This is a genomic window from Ornithinimicrobium cerasi, assembly GCF_003702705.1.
Taxonomy (GTDB): Bacteria; Actinomycetota; Actinomycetes; order Actinomycetales; family Dermatophilaceae; genus Ornithinicoccus; species Ornithinicoccus cerasi.
Genome location: NZ_QZMN01000004.1, coordinates 117,729 through 135,129, shown reverse-complemented (window position 1 = coordinate 135,129; position 17,401 = coordinate 117,729). Strand labels below are relative to the sequence as shown.

Below are 17,401 nucleotides of genomic sequence, written 5' to 3'. Positions count from 1 at the left end.
TCGGGCTCGAGCCGGGTCTGGCAGGGGGTGTGGCGTCCTGCTGGACCGAGCGTCAGTATCTCACACGGTCCTGCCGGCGAGCGTGAGCGCCACCGTGCCCCCGACCACCGGCCCCTGCCGGAGCCTCGTGCTGACCGGCCGCGGCAGGTCGCGCCCGGACACCTGGCGCAGCGCGGTCCAGACCTCCTCGGGCCGCACCGTCGGGGCGGTGTGCAGCAGCTCGGCCACGAGGACCAGGTCGCCCTCGTCGGCCGGCACCCGGGGCACCTCGCCGTCGGCGAGGGTCAGTCGCAGGATCGCCGCCCGGACGTCGAGCTCCCGGGGGCCGTTCTTCATCAGGCGGGAGACGAGCAGCTGCTCCGAGGCGAGGAGCGAGGTGACGGCGCTCGCCATACCCCCCAGCTCGTCGGCGCCCGCAGGACCGCCGCGGAACCGCAGCGCCCAGACGCTGCCCTGCAGGTGGTCCGCGAGGGCTCCCGGCAGGTCGGCCGCGTCGGCCACCTCGAGCACGTCGAGCCCGTCCGGGAGCGAGGCGTCCAGGCGCGGCCCCACCTGCGCCGGGTCGACGACGGTGGTGAGGGAGACCTCGACGTACTCGGCCTCGCTCGCCGCACCGGTCGGGGCGGCGTTCGCGTAGGAGATCTTCGGGTGCGGGTGGAAACCGGCGCTGTAGGCCATCGGCAGACCGGCGCGCCGGACGGCGCGCTCCAGGGCACGCTGGAAGTCCCGGGTGGAGGTGAACCTCATCCGGCCCCGCTTGGCGTACCGGATGCGCAGCCTCTGCACCGCGGGGTCGGGGGTGGGCCCCTCGGGGACACGTCGGGATCCGGCCATGGCCGGACACGCTACCGCCGCGGCGAGGTGAGCCCGCATCCCCGCGCCTGGGTCCTCCTCGGACTTGACGGTACGGTAGGTCCCAACGCTCGACGCCGAGCCCACCGGGCCGGCCCCTGGCTGCTCCCGGGCTCCACCCCCCACGACCCGAGGTAGTGCCAGTGCGCGTCCACAACTTCTCCGCCGGTCCCGCCACCATGCCGCTCGAGGTCCTCGAGCGCGCCCGGTCCGAGGCGACCGACTGGCGAGGCTCCGGGATGTCGGTGATGGAGATGTCGCACCGCAGCCCGGAGTTCGTCGGGATCGCCGCCGAGGCCGAGGCGCGGATGCGCTCGCTGCTCGGCGTGCCCGACGACTTCGCGGTCCTCTTCCTGCAGGGCGGAGCGACGGGCCAGTTCGCCGGGGTCCCGCTCAACCTCACCACCCCGGGCGCGAGCGCCGCCTACGTCAACACCGGGTCGTGGAGCACGAAGGCGATCTCCGAGGCCCGCAAGTACGTCGACGTGCGCGTGGTCGCGGACGAGAAGCACTCCAACTACGCGACGGTGCCCGCCGAGGGCAGCCTCGAGGTGCCGACGGGCGCGGCCTACCTGCACTACACCCTCAACGAGACGATCGGCGGGGTCGAGTTCCCCTACGTCCCCGACGCGGGTGACGTCCCGGTCGTCACCGACGCCAGCTCGACGATCCTGTCCCGCCCGCTCGACGTGTCCCGTTTCGGCGTCGTCTACGCCGGTGCCCAGAAGAACCTCGGACCCTCGGGGCTCGTCGTCGTCATCGTCCGTCGCGACCTGCTGGGGCGCGCCCGGCAGGACGTCCCGGGCATCCTCGACTGGACCGCGATGGCTGCGGCCGACTCGATGCTCAACACCCCCCCGACACTGGCCTGGTACCTCGTCGGTCTGGTCCTGGAGTGGGTGGAGGAGCAGGGTGGGCTGACGGCGATGGAGGAGCGCAACCGCGCCAAGGCCGAGCTGCTCTACGGCGCGATCGACCGCTCCGACTTCTACTCCAACCCCGTCGAGCCGAGCGCCCGGTCCTGGATGAACGTGCCCTTCCTCGTGCCGGACCCCGCCCTCGAGAAGCCCTTCGTCGCCGACGCGGCGAGGGCCGGGCTGTCCGGGCTGGCCGGGCACCGCAGCGTGGGCGGCATGCGCGCGAGCATCTACAACGCCATGCCGCTCGAGGGCGTCCAGGCCCTCGTCGACTTCATGACCGACTTCGAGAAGCAGAACGGCTGACCATGACGACGTTCCACATCCAGACCCTCAACGCCATCAGCCCGGTCGGCCTGCAGCGGCTGGACCGCGAGCTGTTCGACATCGGCACCGACATCCCCGAGCCGCGCGGCATCCTCGTGCGCTCCGCCGACCTGCACTCGATGGACGTCCCGCCCAGCCTGTATGCCGTGGCGCGCGCGGGCGCCGGGACGAACAACATCCCGGTCGCCCGGCTGGCGGCCCTCGGCATCCCGGTCTTCAACACTCCCGGCGCCAACGCCAACGCCGTGAAGGAGCTCGTCATCGCGGGCATGCTGCTCGCGGCGCGCAACCTCTACCACGCGGCCGACTACACCCGTGACCTCGTGGCCGAGAAGGGACTGGCCGGCAAGGAGCTCGACGTCCAGGTCGAGGCGGGCAAGAAGCAGTTCGCCGGTTTCGAGCTACCGGGCAAGTCGCTGGGCGTCATCGGCCTCGGGGCCATCGGCGTGCTCGTCGCCAACGCCGCCCACGCGCTCGGCCTCAAGGTGCTGGGGTACGACCCCGCGCTGACGATCAAGAACGCCTGGCAGCTCTCGCCCAACGTCGAGCAGGTCACCAGCGTCGAGGAGCTGTTCTCCCGCTCCGACATGATCACGCTGCACGTCCCGCTGGTCGACGGGACGCGCGGGCTGGTCAACGCCGAGCGCATCGCCCTCATGCCGCAGGGCGGGGTCGTGCTGAACTTCGCCCGGGGTGGTGTGGTGGACGAGGCGGCCGTGCTCCAGGCGCTCGACAGTGGTCACCTGCACGCCTACGTCAACGACTTCCCGAGCGAGTCGGGTGCTGTCCACCCGAGGGTGGTGACGCTGCCGCACCTCGGGGCGTCCACCGGGGAGGCGGAGGACAACTGCGCGATCATGGCCGTCGACCAGCTCGCGGACTACCTCCTGCACGGCAACATCCGCAACTCGGTGAACTACCCTGAGGTCGTCATGGCCCGCACCCCCGGCACCACGCGCGTGGGGATCTTCAACGAGAACAAGCCCAACATGATCGGGCAGATCACCGCGGTGCTCGCCGACGCCGGGCTCAACGTCGCGGAGTTCACCAACAAGTCCCAGGGCGACTACGCCTACACACTCGTCGACGTGGAGGGTGAGGTCCGCGACGAGCTCAAGGAGCAGATCCTGGCGATCGACGGGGTGATCCGCGCCCGCAAGATCGAGACGTAGGTCCCGGCCGGCACGGGCCCCGGAGGAGGGACCGACGCAGCCCTGCTGAGGAGGGTCCGCAGCCGGCGCGGACCCTCCTCAGCGCACGACGGACAGCGGGAGCAGCTGCTTGCCGGTCGGGCCGATCTGGATCTCGGTGCCCAGCTGCGGACAGACGCCGCAGTCGAAGCACGGTGTCCAGCGGCAGTCCTCGACCTCGCGCTCGTCCAGGGCGTCCAGCCAGTCCTCCCACAGCCACTCCTTGTCCAGCCCGGAGTCGATGTGGTCCCAGGGCAGCACCTCGTGCTCCCCGCGCTCCCGGGTGGTGTACCACCCGACGTCGACGGGCTGGTCCGCGAGCGCGGACTCCGCCGCGGCCATCCACCGCTCGAAGGAGAAGTGCTCGCTCCAGCCGTCGAAGCGGGCACCGGCGCGCCACACCTGCTCGATCACGGGTCCGAGACGGCGGTCCCCGCGGGAGAGCAGACCCTCGACCACGCCCGGCTGACCGTCGTGGTAGCGGAACCCGATCGCCGACCCGTACCGGCGGTCCGAGCGGACCGCCGCGCGCAGCCTGGCGAGCCGGGCGTCGGTCTCCTCCCAGCCGAGCTGTGCCGCCCACTGGAAGGGCGTGTGCGGCTTGGGCACGAACCCCCCGATCGAGACCGTGCAGCGGATGTCGCGGCGACCGGACACCTCCCGGCCGGCGTCGATGACCTTCTTGGCCAGGTCCGCGATCGCCAGGACGTCCTCGTCGGTCTCGGTCGGCAGCCCGCACATGAAGTACAGCTTGACCTGCCGCCAGCCGGCGGCGTAGGCGGCGGTGACGGTCCGGATGAGGTCCTCCTCCGTCACCATCTTGTTGATGACCTTGCGCAGCCTCTCGCTGCCGCCCTCGGGGGCGAACGTCAGGCCCGACCGCCGCCCGTTGCGGGTGAGCTCGTTGGCCAGCTCGATGTTGAACGCGTCGACCCGCGTCGAGGGCAGCGACAGACCGGTCTGCGTCCCCTCGTACCGGTCGGCCAGACCCTTGGTGACCTCGGCGATCTCCGAGTGGTCCGCCGAGGAGAGCGAGAGCAGCCCGACCTCGTCCAGACCGGTCGCCGCCAGGCCTCGGTCGACCATCTCACCGATCCCGGTGAGCGAGCGCTCGCGCACCGGCCGGGTGATCATGCCGGCCTGGCAGAAGCGGCACCCGCGCGTGCAGCCACGGAAGATCTCCACGCTCATCCGCTCGTGCACCGACTCGGTCACCGGGACCAGCGGCTGCTTGGGGTAGGGCCAGGCGTCCAGGTCCATCACCGTGTGCTTGGCGACCCGCCACGGCACCCCCGGCCGGTTGGGCGCCACCCGCTGGATGCGGCCGTCAGGCAGGTAGGAGACGTCGTAGAACGCCGGGACGTAGACGCCCCCGCTGCGGGCGAGCTCGAGGAGCAGGCCCTCGCGCCCGTCGGGCCGGCCGGCGGCCTTCCAGGCGTTGATGACCCGGGACGTGTGCAGCACCGCCTCCTCGCCGTCACCGACGATGGCGGCGTCCAGGAAGTCCGCGACGGGCTCGGGGTTGAAGCTGGCGTGCCCGCCCGCCAGCACGACCGGGTGGTCCTCACCACGGTCCCGGGCGTGCAGCGGGATCCCCGCCAGGTCCAGCGCGGTCAGCAGGTTGGTGTAGCCGAGCTCGGTCGAGAAGCTCACGCCCAGCACGTCGAAGTCGCCCACGGCCCGGTGCCCGTCGACCGTGAACTGCGGGACGCCCCCGTCCCGCATCAGACGCTCGAGGTCGGGCCAGACCGAGTAGGTGCGCTCGGCGAGGACGTCGGCCTGCTCGTTCAGGACCTCGTAGAGGATCATGACGCCCTGGTTGGGCAGGCCGACCTCGTAGGCGTCCGGGTACATCAGGGCCCAGCGGGCGGTGTGCGCCCCCCCGCAGTCCCAGTCCTTGACCTGCGAGTTCAGCTCACCGCCGATGTACTGCACCGGTTTGGCCACCTGCTCCAGCAGCGGCTCGAGCGCCGGCAGCAGCGACTCACCGGGCCGGTGGGGGGCGAGGCTCGGGATGGCGGGCATGGCTCACAGGGTAGGCAGCGGGACGGCGCACGGCGAATCCGCGCGACGGCGGGGCGCATCTGCGGCACCATGGCGTCGTGGGCACCCCCGCCGTCCCTCGTGATCGGCCTCCTCCACGCTCCACCTCGCCCCGACGACGCCGTCGCCTGCGCCGGTGGCTCGTCGGCGGGGTCGCGGGTCTGGTGCTCCTCACGGTGCTGGGCGTCCTGGGTGTGGGGTGGTACTTCTCGGACCGGGCGCTCACCGTCCGCGCCACGGGTCAGGCGGAGCTCGGCATCCGGGACGCCGGCGAGGGCCGGGCGGCCCTGTCGAGGGAGGGGTATGCCGACTACCTGGGTGAGCACGGGATCAGGACGCCGGTGGGCGCCACCTCCGTGGAGGACGCCGCGGTCGTCGGGGTCGTCGGGGAGGTCCTGGAGGACGACGGCGAGGAGGTCGTCCGCGCGTGGGAGGCGACGGAGGGCAACCTTCCCGAGGAGCCGGTGCGGGCGCTGATCGACCAGGACGTGTTCTGGCCGGACCCGTCGGCGGTCGACGTCCCGTTCTCCGAGGTCTCGGTCCCCGGCGAGCTGGGTGGGCTGCCCGCCTGGGTCGTGGAGGGTGAGGGCGAGGCGGCGACCACCTGGGTGCTGTGGGTGCACGGCTGGGGCGCGACCCGCGAGGAGGCCCTGCGCTACCTGCCCGCGCTCCACGAGGCGGGGGTCACGATCCTCGTGCCGACCTACCGCAACGACGCGGGCGCGCCGGCGGACCCCAGCGGACGCCACCGGCTCGGCGAGAGCGAGTGGCGCGACGCGGAGGCCGCCCTCGTCTACGCGCGGGAGCAGGGGGCCGAGCAGGTCGTCGTGCTGGGCTGGTCGATCGGGGCGGCGATCTCGCTCCAGATGATGGACCGTTCGCAGGAGGCCGACGTCGTGTCCGCCCTGTGGCTGGACTCGCCGCTGCTGGACTGGCGGCACACCTTCGCCGCCCAGGGTCGCTCCGCGGGGCTGCCGGGGCCGATGACGGACGTGGCGGTCTGGATCATCGCGCTCCGCGCCGGCCTCGACCTGGATGACTACGACTGGGTCGCGCGGGCGCAGGACCTGCCCGCCGTGCCCATCCACATCGAGCACCCGCGGGGAGACACCTTCGTGCCCAACGCCCGCTCGGTGGCGCTGGCCGAGGCCAGGCCGGACGTCGTGACCATCGAGGTGGACAGCGACGCCGACCACACCCGTGCCTGGAACGCCGACCCCGACGGCTACGACGCCCGCCTGTCCGTCTGGTTGGCCGCGCGGCTCGACGGCTGAGGACGCTCCAGGGAGCCGGGCAGCCCGCGCGGCAGGCCCCCGCCGGTCCAGACCCTCAGCTGCCGGTGTAGAAGGCGTCCAGCTGGTCCTTGTACTTCTCGGTGACCCGCTTGCGCTTCAGCTTCATGCTGGGGGTGAGGTCCCCCTCCTCCACGGACAGGTCGTGGTCGAGGATGAGGAACTGCTTGACCTGCTCGTGCCGGGACAGCTGCGCGTTGAGCTCGTCGACATACCCCTGCACCATCTCCCGGGTCCTGGCCGAGGTGACGATCTGGGAGTAGGAGTCGCCGGCCATCCCGTTCTGGCCGGCCCACGTCGCGATGGCGTCGGGGTCCAGGGTGATCAGGGCCGAGACGAAGTGGCGGCCCTCCCCCTCGATCACCAGCTGGCTGGCGTAGGGGCAGACGCCCTTGAACATCGACTCGATCTTCGAGGGGGCGACGTACTTGCCGCCCGAGGTCTTGAACAGGTCCTTCTTGCGGTCGGTGATCGTGAGGAAGCCGTTCTCGTCCACCTCGCCGATGTCGCCGGTCGCGAACCACCCGTCCTCGCCGAGCGACTCCGCGGTGACGTCGGGCAGCTGGTGGTAACCCGCGGTCACCCCCGGGCCGCGTAGCAGGATCTCGCCGTCCTCCGCGATCCGTACCTCGGTGCCGGGCAGCGGCCACCCCACGGAGCCGAACTTGTAGCCACCGACGCTGGGCCGGTTCACGAACGAGGCGGCGCTGGTCTCGGTGAGCCCGTACCCCTCGATGATGAGCAACCCCATCGCCTCGAACCAGGCGGCGACGTCCTGGTTGAGGGCGGCCGATCCGGAGATGAAGAACCGCACCCGCCCTCCGAAGCGGTCCCGGATCTTGGAGAGGACGAGCTTGTCGGCGAGGCGGTACTTCACCGCGAGCATGCCTGCCGGCTCAGATCCTCCCCGTCGGATCTCGGCGACCTCCTTGCCGACGCCCGTCGCCCAGGTGAACAGCTTGGCCTTCACCCCGCCCTCGGCGTCCATCATCGTGGTGATCTTGCCGTAGGCCTTCTCGAAGATGCGCGGAGCCGCCCCCATGAAGGTCGGCCTGACCTCCCCGACGTGCTCCACGATCTTGTCGACGCGCCCGTCGACCGCCGTCGGGAACCCGATCTGCAGCGGCAGGGTGAGGAGCACCTTGCCGAAGACGTGGGCCAGCGGCAGCCAGAGGAACTGCAGGTCGTCCTTGCTGAGGATCTTGATCGAGTCGACCGCGGCACCCTCGTAGGTCCACGCCGAGTGCGGCAGCCGGACGCCCTTGGGGCGGCCCGTCGTCCCGGAGGTGTAGATGATGGTGGCCAGGTGCTCCGGGGTCGTGGCGTCGATGCGCTCGTCCACCAGCCCGGCCTCGGCCTGCAGCCGCTCCCGGCCGCTGGCCTCAAGCTCGGCGAAGGTCATCACCCAGTCGTCGTCGCTGTCGCCGTCGACCAGCACCACCCGCGTGACGTCCCCCAGCTGGGAGCGGTGCGCCTGAAGCTTGGCCAGCTGGTCGGCGTCCTCGGCGATGACGACCCGGCTGCCCGAGTCGGCCACGATGTAGGCGACCTCCTCGGCCAGCGTGGTCGGGTAGATCGTGGTCGTGGCGGCCCCGGCGCACATCACGGCGAGGTCGGCCAGCACCCACTCCAGGCGGGTGGAGCAGCACAGCGCGACCCGCTCCTCCTGCTGCACCCCCAGCTCGATGAGCCCGGCCGCGAGGGCGTAGGCGCGGTCACGGGTCTGCGACCAGGTCAGGGAGGCCCAGGCGTCGCCCTCCTTGTGACGGAAGGCCTCACCGTCCGGCAGGGTCCGCACCCGCTCGCGGAACATGTGTCCCACGCTGGGGGCGCGGTTGTCGATCGCGCTCTGGTCGACGACCTCGTCGGTCACGGAACGGGCCATCATGAACTCCTTCGTCGCAGCCACGGGGTCTGCGCATCCTCGCAGGTCTGCCTCTGCTCGCCAACCACCGGGGGGTCCCCGGCGGGGCGTGTCACCGGCGCGAGGCAGGGCCCCGCTCGGCGCAGGCGACGAGCCCCACCGCGAGCCAGCAGGCCAGCATCGAGGACCCCCCGTAGGACAGGAACGGCAGCGGCAGCCCGGTCACCGGCATCAGGCCCAGGTTCATCCCGACGTTCTCGAAGATCTGGAACGCGAGCCAGGCGCCCACGCCCACGGCGACGAGGCGGCCGAAGGGGTCCTCGCAGAGCAGCGCCACCACCAGCGCGCGGACCACGAGGAACCCGAGCAGCAGGAGCAGCCCGAGCGCACCGACGTAGCCCAGCTCCTCCCCCGCGACGGAGAAGATGAAGTCGGTGTGCTGGAACGGCACGAAGCCGCCCTGGGTCTGCGGCCCCTGCCCCAGGCCGGTGCCCGTCCAGCCGCCGGAGCCCACCGCCAGACGCACCTGACGCGTCTGGTAGCCGATCCCCTGCGGGTCCAGCGACGGGTCGCGGAAGGCGAGCAGCCGGTCCACCTGGTAGGGGTCGAGCAGCGGCACGACGAGGGCCGTGGCGACCGCGGCGGCGGTGCCGCCCAGGGCGGCGAGGGTCCACCGCATCGAGGCGCCGGACGCCGCGACGACCGCGACCGTGAGCATCCCGAGCACGAGCGCGCTGCCCAGGTCGGGCTGCAGCAGGATCAGGCCCACGGGCACGCCCGCGAGCAGCCACGCGGTGAGCACGTCCCGCCACAGCGGCGGGCGGAAGGGGTCGCGCCCCTCGGCCAGGATCATCGCCAGCCCGATGACCAGCCCGATCTTCGCGAGCTCGGCGGGCTGGAGGGAGAACCCGCCGGGCAGGAAGAGCCACGACCTCGACCCGTTGACGGTCTGTCCCACCGGTGAGAGCACCAGCACGAGCCCGGCCAGCCCGGCGAGGTAGATCCACGGTGCCGCTGCCCGCAACCACCGGACGTCCACCGCGACGAGGACTAGCGCCAGGGTGAGGCCGACCGCGGTGTTGACGAGGTGCCGGACCGCGAGCGCCGCACCGACCTCGCCCCGGGTGGCCGACCAGACGAGCAGCGCCCCCACCAGCGACAGGCCGAGGGCGGCCACGAACAGCCCCCACTCGGTGCGGGCGTAGCGCTCACCCAGGCCGCGTGACGGCATACCCGTCCCTCCGGCGGTCAGCCGACGAGCAGGGTCCGGGCGCGGTCGACGTCGGCCCCCATCTGCACCATGAGCGCCTCGACCGTGTCGAAGCGCTCGTTGGCCCGTAGCCGGTGGACGAACTCCACCCACACCGTCTCGCCGTAGAGGTCGAGGTCGGTGCGGTCCAGCACATAGGCCTCCACCGTGCGGCGGGCCACGTCGTCGAACGTGGGGTTGGTGCCCACGGAGATGGCGGCGGGGAGCCGGCGGTCCGGGTGCTCGGGCGGCAGCGCCGGACGTTCCAGCCACCCGGCGTAGACCCCGTCCGCGGGCACCAGCCCCTCGCTGCCGTCCTCGAGGTTGGCGGTCGGGTAACCGAGCTCGCGCCCGCGGTGGTGGCCGTGGACGACCTCGCCCGTCACCCGGTGGTGACGGTCGAGGATCTGGGTGGCGGTCTCGACGTCGCCCGTGCCCAGCGCCTCGCGCAGCGCGGTCGAGGACCAGGTCCGCAACCCGTGGTCCACCTCCCCGACGGTGCCCTGGACGACCACCTCGAAGCCGTGACGCTCCCCCAGCTCCCGCATGGTCCGCTCGTCCCCGCTGTTGTCCAGGCCGAACCGGGAGTCGTGGCCGATGACGACGACCTGGGCCCGTAACCCCTCGACGAAGGTCTGGCGGACGAAGTCCTCGGGGGTGAGCAGGGCGTACTCCCGGGTGAACTCGATGACGACCGTGCCGTCGAGGCCGATCTCCTCGAGCAGGTCGAGCCGGTGGGCGAGGCCGGCGATCTCCTTGGGCGCGCGCTCCGGGTGCAGCACGGCGACGGGGTGCGGGTCGAAGGTGACGGCGACCGAGGCCAGCCCCCGCTCCCGCGCGAGGGAGGTCACGGTGTCCAGCACGGCCCGGTGCCCGCGATGCACCCCGTCGAAGTTGCCGAGGGTGGCGACGGTCGCGCCGAGGTCGGCGGGGACGTCGTCCAGGCTGCTCCAGCGGTGCACGGCGGTCACTCTACTTCGCGGTCGCCGGCGCGAGGACCACGTGGGCGCGCGCCCGGGCGGAGCTCTCGTCGAGGACGGCGACGAGCCTGCCGTCGGGCCCGAAGGCGGCGACCGGCTCCTCCCGGCCGGGCTGCGCGGAGGGGATCCGCTGGCCGTAGCCGAGCGCCCGCGCCTCCGGCTCGTCCAGCTCGCGGACCGCCAGGACGGCGCGCGCGGCGTCGGCCAGGTCGACGAGGTATGCCGCGGGGCCGGGTCCGGTCCCGGGGTCCAGCGCCTCGAGGGTCACCGCGTGCTCCAGCGTCAGCCCTCCGACGCGGGTCCGGCGCAGGGCGGTGAGGTGGCCGCCCACGCCGAGGGCCAGGCCCAGGTCGCGGGCCAGCGCCCGGACGTAGGTGCCGGAGGAGACCTCCACCTGCACGTCCAGATCGAGCACCCCGTCGGGGACCTCGGTCCCGGCCGGCCCGGGGACCGGCTCCCCCGGGCGACGGACCCCCAGCACGTCGAACCTGCTCACCGTCACCGGCCGGGCGGGCAGCTCCACGTCCTCGCCGGCGCGGACCCGGGCGTAGGAGCGCCGGCCGTCGACCTTGATCGCGCTGACGGCGCTCGGGACCTGGGCGATCGGGCCGGTGAGCGCGGCGACCGCCGCCGCGACCTGCGCGTCGCTCAGGTGCGAGGCGTCGCTGCCCCCCGTCACCTCGCCCTCGGCGTCGTCGGTCAGCGTCGAGAGACCGAGGCGCACGGTGGCGGCATACCCCTTGTCGTGGCCGACCAGGAAGGTGAGGAGCTTGGTGCCCCGGTTCACGCCGAGGACGAGCACACCGGTGGCCAGGGGGTCGAGGGTGCCGGCGTGACCGACGCGGCGGGTGCGGCAGAGGCGGCGTACCCGGCCGACCACGTCGTGGCTGGTCCACCCGGCGGGCTTGTCGACGACGAGGAGGCCGTCGCCGACCGGGGCGTCGGGGGCCTCAGAGGTCACGGTCGGGGTGCGGCTCGTCGTCCTCGGTGCGGGGCTTGCGGTAGGGGTCGGGCTCACCGGCGAAGCCTGCCTCGCGACGGGCCGCCGCGAGCGCGGCGTCCCGCTCGGCGACCTCGCGCAGCAGCTCATCCATGTGCTGGGCGTCCTCCGGGAGCGCGTCGAGGATGAAGTCCAGGGTGGGCGTGAGCCGGATGCCCAGACCCTTGCCGACGAAGGAGCGCAACCGGCCGCGGTAGGTCTCGAGAACCTCGCCGGCGGTCGCGCGGTCCTCCTCCGTGCCGAGGACGGTGTAGAAGACGCTGGCGTTCTGCAGGTCCCCGGTCACGCGCACGTCGGTGATGGTCACGAAGCCGACGCGCTCGTCCTTGACGACCTGCGAGAGTCCCTGGGTCACCAGCTGCTTGATGCGCTCGGCGATCCTGCGGGCGCGTGCCTGGTCTGCCATGGCGACCTCCTGGGTGGGGGGAAAGGACGGCTCCCCATCCTAGGCGGCGGCCGGGGTTCCGAGGACGCGCCGGGAACGGGCGAGGCCCGGCCCACCGCGGGGGTGGACCGGGCCTCGTCGGCGGTGACCGCGGTCAGGCGCGAGGGATCTCGCGCATCTCGTAGGTGGTGATGAGGTCATCGATCTGGATGTCGTTGAACGACCCCAGGTTGATACCGCACTCGAAGCCGTCGCGGACCTCGGTGACGTCGTCCTTGAACCGCCGCAGACCGGCGATCTCCAGACCCTCGGTGATGACCACGCCCTGGCGGGTGATGCGCGCCCTGGCGCCGCGGCGGATCTCGCCGCTGCGCACCAGCGAGCCCGCGACGTTGCCGAACTTGGAGCTGCGGAAGATCTCGCGGATCTCGGCGGTCCCGGTCTCGACCTCCTCGTACTCGGGCTTGAGCATCCCCTTGAGGGCGTTCTCGATGTCCTCGATGGCCTGGTAGATCACCGAGTAGTAGCGGATCTCCACGCCCTCGCGGTCGGCGTAGTCGGCGTTCTGACCCTCGGCGCGCACGTTGAACCCCAGGATGATCGCGTCGGACGCGACCGCCAGGTTGATGTTGTTCATCGTGATGGCACCGACGCCGCGGTCGATGATCCGCAGCTCGACCTCGTCGCCCACGTCGATCTGGAGCAACGCGTCCTCCAGCGCCTCGACCGAACCGGACACGTCGCCCTTGAGGATGAGGTTGAGCGTCTCCACCTTGCCCTGGGCGAGGGCCTGGTTGAGGTCCTCCAGGCTGATGCGCTTGCGGGACTTCGCGAGGGCCGCCTGACGGTCGGCCGACTCGCGTCGCTCGGCGATCTGGCGCGCCGTGCGGTCGTCCGGGGCCACCAGGAAGGTGTCACCGGCCCGGGCCACGGTGTCCAGACCCAGCACCTGCACCGGGCGGGACGGGGTCGCCTCCGCCACGGGCTTGCCGTGCTCGTCGAGCATCGCCCGGACGCGGCCGTGGCTGCCTCCGGCGACGATGGCGTCACCGACGCGCAGCGTGCCCTGCTGCACCAGCACGGTCGCGACCGCTCCGCGGCCCCGGTCGAGGTTGGCCTCGATCGCGACGCCTCGTGCGTCCTTGTCCGGGTTGGCCCGCAGGTCGAGCGCCGCGTCCGCGGTGAGCAGGACGGCGTCGAGCAGGGCGTCGATGTTCAGACCCTGCTTGGCCGAGACGTCGACGAACATCGTCTCGCCGCCGTACTCCTCGGCCACCAGGTTGTACTCGGTGAGCTGCTGGCGGATCTTGGCGGGGTTGGCGCCCTCGACGTCGATCTTGTTCACCGCGACCACGATCGGCACGTCGGCCGCCTGGGCGTGGTTGAGCGCCTCGATCGTCTGCGGCATGACGCCGTCGTCGGCGGCGACCACGAGGATCGCGATGTCGGTCACCTTGGCACCGCGGGCACGCATGGCGGTGAACGCCTCGTGGCCCGGGGTGTCGATGAAGGTGATCGCGCGCTCGACGCCCTCGTGCTCGGTCCGCACCTGGTAGGCGCCGATGTGCTGGGTGATGCCGCCGGCCTCGCCCGACCCGACCTCGGACTCCCGGATCGCGTCCAGGAGCCGGGTCTTGCCGTGGTCGACGTGGCCCATGACCGTGACGACCGGAGGACGGGCCTCGAGGTCGTCGTCGGTCTCGCCCTCGGCCTCGGCGTCCAGGTCGATGTTGAAGGCGCTGAAGAGCTCGCGCTCCTCCTCCTCCGGCGAGACGACGCGGATGTCGTAGCCCAGCTCGGACCCGAGCACCGCGAAGGTGTCCTCGTCCAGCGACTGGGTCGCGGTGGCCATCTCACCGAGGTGGAACAGCACCGTCACCAGCGAGGCGGGGTCGACGTTGATCTTGTCCGCGAAGTCGGTCAGCGAGGCACCGCGGCGGACCGTGACGGTCTGCCCGCCACCGCGCGGCACGTTGACGCCGCCGATGGCCGGGGCCTGCATCTGCTCGAACTCGGCGCGCTTGGCCCGCTTGGACTTGCGGCCGCGGACCTTGCCGCCACCGCGTCCGAACGCACCGGCCGTGCCGCCGCGACCACGAGGGCCACCGCCACGGCCACCGGGACCGCCGCGGAAACCGCCGGGTCCACCGGTGCCGGGAGCACCGCCCCCGGCGGCACCGGGAGCACCGGGACGACCACGACCGCCACCGGGACGGGCCGGGCGGTCGCCCGGACGGGGCACCGCCGCCCGCTCGGGCATCATGCCGGGGTTGGGACGCGCCCCACCGGGACGGGCTCCTCCCGGACGCGGCGCCGGGCGCGGCCCGCCGGGACCGGCGGCCGCCCCACCACGGGTACCACCGGGGCGCGGCATGCCCTGGCTGGGCGCGAACGGGTTGTTGCCCGGCCGGGGCGAGCCGGTTCCACGCTCACCACGCTCGCCACGTTCGCCGGTGCCACGGTCGGGACGCTCGGCGCCACGACGCTCACGACCCATGCCCTGGCTGGGTGCGTACGGGTTGTTGCCCGGACGCGGTCCCGGCTTGACACCCGGACGCGCGGGGCGGGCCGAGGAACCGGCGTCGGCGGCCGGGGGCTCGACGGGCGCCGGGCCCGGGGCCGAGGGACGCGACGACTCCTCGGCGAGGGTGTCCGCCGGACCGGGGCGCGGCCCGCCGGGGGCGGTGGGCGCGGGACCGGCAGGCCTCGCGGCCGACTGCTCGCGGGCGGCCGGCTGGGGGACGGACTCCTGCGGCGTCTGCCGCGGCGGGGTCCTCTCCGCGGCGGGCTGCACCGGGGCGGGCTGCTCGGCCGGTGCGGGGCGGGCACCGGGCTTGGGGCCGGGGGCGCCGGGACGCGGGGCGCCCGACCTGCCGCTGGCGGGGGTGTCGGGGGAGCTGGCCGCCTCGCCGGCGGCCGGCTTGGCCGCTGCGGGGGGGTTCTCCCGGATCTTTCGGACGACGGGGGGCTCGATGGTCGACGACGCCGACCGGACGAACTCGCCCTGCTGCTTGAGGTGGGCGAGAAGTTCCTTGCTCTCGACCCCGAGCTCCTTGGCGAGCTCGTAGACCCTGACCTTGGCCACGGTGTGGTGTCTCCTTGGTGGTTGCGCCACGACCGGGCCCGCAGGGCTCAGCCGTGACTAGTGCTGGAGGGTGCTCATCGCTGAGTACTCATCGGGTGCTCATCAGCGTCAAACCCGCTTCCGGATACTCGATGACAGGTCCCGGGGGACCTGCCGGTGGACGGCCGGGTCGGACGACCCTGCCGCTGTCGACATGTCACGTGCTGCGTCGCGGGGCCCTGGGGCCCCGCACCTCACCGCTGGTCCAGCCACTCCTGCACGGCTGAGACGTCGGCACCGGCGCCCGCCGGAAGGCGGAGCGCCCGACCGAAGGCCCGACGGGCGATCGCGGACTGCAGGCACGCGGGATCGGGGTGCACGTAGGCGCCCCGGCCCTGGCCGCGTCGCCGCGCATCGGGGACCACGAGCCACCTCTCGGTGGACCCGTCATGCCGGTCCGGGACCGCGACGACCCGCAGCAGTGCGGGCTGCTCGTCCCGTCCACGACACCCCACGCAGGTGCGCACCGGCGCGCTGGGCACGCCCTGGGGCACGGAGGGATCGGAGCTGGTCCGAACAGCGCGTTCCACTCTACACCGGTCAGGCGTCGTCGACCGACCCGGACGCGCTCCCGACCTGCTCCTCGGTGTCCGCCCGGATGTCGATCTTCCACCCGGTGAGACGGTGGGCGAGCCGGGCGTTCTGCCCCTCCCTGCCGATCGCCAGGGACAGCTGGTAGTCCGGGACGACGACGCGCACCTGACGGGCGCGGGTGTCGACGATCCGTGCCGACTGCACCTTGGCCGGTGACAGCGCGGACGCGACGAAGATCTCGGGGTCGTCGCTGTAGTCGACGATGTCGATCTTCTCGCCCTGCAGCTCGGCCATCACCGCGCGGACGCGCTGGCCCATCGGGCCGATGCAGGCGCCCTTGGGGTTCACCCCGGGCACCGTCGCGTGCACCGCGATCTTGCTGCGGTGGCCGGCCTCGCGGGCGATCGCGGCGATCTCGACGCTGCCGTCGGCGATCTCGGGGACCTCCAGGGCGAAGAGCCGGCGGACCAGGTTGGGGTGGGTCCGCGAGAGCATGATCTGCGGGCCGCGCGGGCCACGCTTCGCGCTGACCACGTAGCAGCGGATCCGCTGGCCGTGCTCGTAGCTCTCCCCCGGCACCTGCTCCGCTGCCGGCAGCTCACCCTCGACCGTGCCGAAGTCGACCAGCACGAAGCGCGGGTCGTTGGACTGCTGGATCACGCCGGAGACGATGTCGCCCTCGCGGGCTCGGAAGTCGCCGAGCACGGCGTCGTCCTCCAGCTCGCGCATGCGCTGGGTGATGACCTGCCGCGCGGTCGCGGCGGCGACCCGGCCGAACCCCTCCGGGGTGTCGTCGAACTCGGGCCCGGGCTCGCCCCGGGTGCCGTCCTCCAGGACCGGGGCGTCCTCGCGGGCCCAGACGGTGACGTGGCCCGACTGCCGGTCGAGCTCGGCCCGCGAGGTCCGGTAGTGGCCCTCCATGCGCAGGTAGGCCGAGTGCAGGGCCTGCTCGATCGCCTGGACGATGACGTCCATGGGGATCTCGCGCTCGCGCTCCAGCAGACGCAGCGCCGCCATGTCGATGTCCATCAGTGGTCCTTTCGCTCGGGCCGGGAGAACTCGACCTGCACGACGCCCCGGACCACGTCGGCCCAGGGCAGCTCGGTCTCCTCGTGCGTGTCCAGCAGGAGGCGGACCCCGCCGTCGCCGACGCCGCTCACGCGGCCGGACAGCTCAGGCCCCCCGGCCGTCGTCACCGTGACCAGGCGGCCGACGTTGCGACGGAAGTGGTCGCGGCGCAGCAGCGGCCGGTCCACCCCCGGTGAGCTGACCTCCAGGGTGTAGGGCGCCTCGCCCATCACGCCCGCCTCGTCCAGCCCGGCCGAGACGGCCCTGGTTGCCTCCGCGATCTCGTCGAGGCTCAGCGGATCGACGGGGCTGGCCACGTCGTCGGCCGCCAGGCCCGAGAGGTCACGGGCGAGGAACACCCGCACCAGGCGGCGACGTCCGGCCTGCTGCACGGTCGCGTCGTCGACCACGACACCCGTGCCCCGGAGAGCCTGGGAGGCGGCGGCCGTGACCTCGTCCGTGCGTTGCCGGGCGTCCATGTGGCGTGGCCTCCTGCTCTCTTCTGCTGTGTGTGCACGCGGTGGACCGGGGTGCGGCGAGGGGCTCGCCGTCCTCCGGTCCTGAACCGTCTACCCT

Annotated in this window: 14 protein-coding genes; 3 read left to right on the top strand and 11 right to left on the bottom strand. The window is 72.7% G+C overall.

Annotated features, from left to right (window positions below):
* Positions 1-60: 60 nt before the first annotated feature.
* The gene (locus tag D4B81_RS05975; protein ID WP_122261550.1) at positions 61-834 is read right to left on the bottom strand and encodes a TIGR03936 family radical SAM-associated protein; all 774 of its coding nucleotides are present in this window, start codon (positions 832-834) and stop codon (positions 61-63) included.
* A gap of 161 nt (positions 835-995) precedes the next feature.
* On the opposite strand from D4B81_RS05975, the gene serC reads away from it, so the two are divergent.
* Together serC and D4B81_RS05965 are read left to right on the top strand one after the other, a co-directional pair.
* Positions 996-2,075 carry a 3-phosphoserine/phosphohydroxythreonine transaminase gene (gene serC, locus D4B81_RS05970; RefSeq protein ID WP_122261549.1) on the top strand — a complete coding sequence of 360 codons (1,080 nt, stop codon included), beginning with the start codon at positions 996-998 and terminating at the stop codon, positions 2,073-2,075.
* A 2-nt stretch (positions 2,076-2,077) separates the two neighbouring features.
* Complete coding sequence (locus D4B81_RS05965) at positions 2,078-3,268, top strand: phosphoglycerate dehydrogenase (protein ID WP_237565845.1); 1,191 nt, start codon at positions 2,078-2,080, stop codon at positions 3,266-3,268.
* A 78-nt stretch (positions 3,269-3,346) separates the two neighbouring features.
* Here the strand turns inward: D4B81_RS05965 and D4B81_RS05960 are convergent, their stop codons facing one another.
* Positions 3,347-5,311: a TIGR03960 family B12-binding radical SAM protein gene (locus D4B81_RS05960; RefSeq protein ID WP_097187776.1), complete on the bottom strand. Its 1,965-nt coding sequence runs from the start codon at positions 5,309-5,311 to the stop codon at positions 3,347-3,349.
* A 77-nt stretch (positions 5,312-5,388) separates the two neighbouring features.
* On the opposite strand from D4B81_RS05960, the gene D4B81_RS05955 reads away from it, so the two are divergent.
* Positions 5,389-6,603, top strand: coding sequence for an alpha/beta hydrolase (locus D4B81_RS05955; RefSeq protein ID WP_161965007.1), 1,215 nt, complete (start codon positions 5,389-5,391; stop codon positions 6,601-6,603).
* 55 nt (positions 6,604-6,658) lie between these two features.
* Here D4B81_RS05955 and D4B81_RS05950 read toward each other — a convergent pair whose 3' ends face one another.
* The 9 genes from D4B81_RS05950 to D4B81_RS05910 form a co-directional block, all read right to left on the bottom strand.
* The gene (locus D4B81_RS05950) at positions 6,659-8,530 is read right to left on the bottom strand and encodes an AMP-dependent synthetase/ligase (RefSeq protein ID WP_337189863.1); all 1,872 of its coding nucleotides are present in this window, start codon (positions 8,528-8,530) and stop codon (positions 6,659-6,661) included.
* Positions 8,531-8,597: 67 nt separating this feature from the next.
* A complete protein-coding gene (gene rodA / locus D4B81_RS05945) occupies positions 8,598-9,716 on the bottom strand; it encodes a rod shape-determining protein RodA (RefSeq protein WP_237565844.1) in 1,119 nt (372 codons plus the stop codon).
* Positions 9,717-9,733: 17 nt separating this feature from the next.
* On the bottom strand, positions 9,734-10,696 hold the full coding sequence (locus D4B81_RS05940) for a bifunctional riboflavin kinase/FAD synthetase (RefSeq protein WP_122261666.1): 963 nt from the start codon (positions 10,694-10,696) through the stop codon (positions 9,734-9,736).
* Between the two features lie 10 nt (positions 10,697-10,706).
* Positions 10,707-11,675 carry a tRNA pseudouridine(55) synthase TruB gene (gene truB / locus D4B81_RS05935; RefSeq protein ID WP_122261547.1) on the bottom strand — a complete coding sequence of 323 codons (969 nt, stop codon included), beginning with the start codon at positions 11,673-11,675 and terminating at the stop codon, positions 10,707-10,709.
* On the bottom strand, positions 11,665-12,120 hold the full coding sequence (rbfA, locus tag D4B81_RS05930; protein ID WP_122261546.1) for a 30S ribosome-binding factor RbfA: 456 nt from the start codon (positions 12,118-12,120) through the stop codon (positions 11,665-11,667). The genes truB and rbfA overlap by 11 nt, the downstream gene beginning before the upstream one ends.
* 133 nt (positions 12,121-12,253) lie before the next feature.
* Complete coding sequence (gene infB, locus D4B81_RS05925) at positions 12,254-15,184, bottom strand: translation initiation factor IF-2 (RefSeq protein WP_122261545.1); 2,931 nt, start codon at positions 15,182-15,184, stop codon at positions 12,254-12,256.
* 233 nt (positions 15,185-15,417) lie between these two features.
* A complete protein-coding gene (locus D4B81_RS05920) occupies positions 15,418-15,717 on the bottom strand; it encodes a YlxR family protein (RefSeq protein WP_202613594.1) in 300 nt (99 codons plus the stop codon).
* A gap of 46 nt (positions 15,718-15,763) precedes the next feature.
* Entirely contained in the window at positions 15,764-16,786 is a 1,023-nt protein-coding gene (nusA, locus tag D4B81_RS05915) for a transcription termination factor NusA (RefSeq protein ID WP_122261544.1), read from the bottom strand.
* Positions 16,786-17,304, bottom strand: a complete 519-nt coding sequence (locus tag D4B81_RS05910; protein ID WP_122261543.1) for a ribosome maturation factor RimP — start codon at positions 17,302-17,304, stop codon at positions 16,786-16,788. The genes nusA and D4B81_RS05910 overlap by 1 nt, the downstream gene beginning before the upstream one ends.
* Positions 17,305-17,401 lie beyond the last annotated feature (97 nt).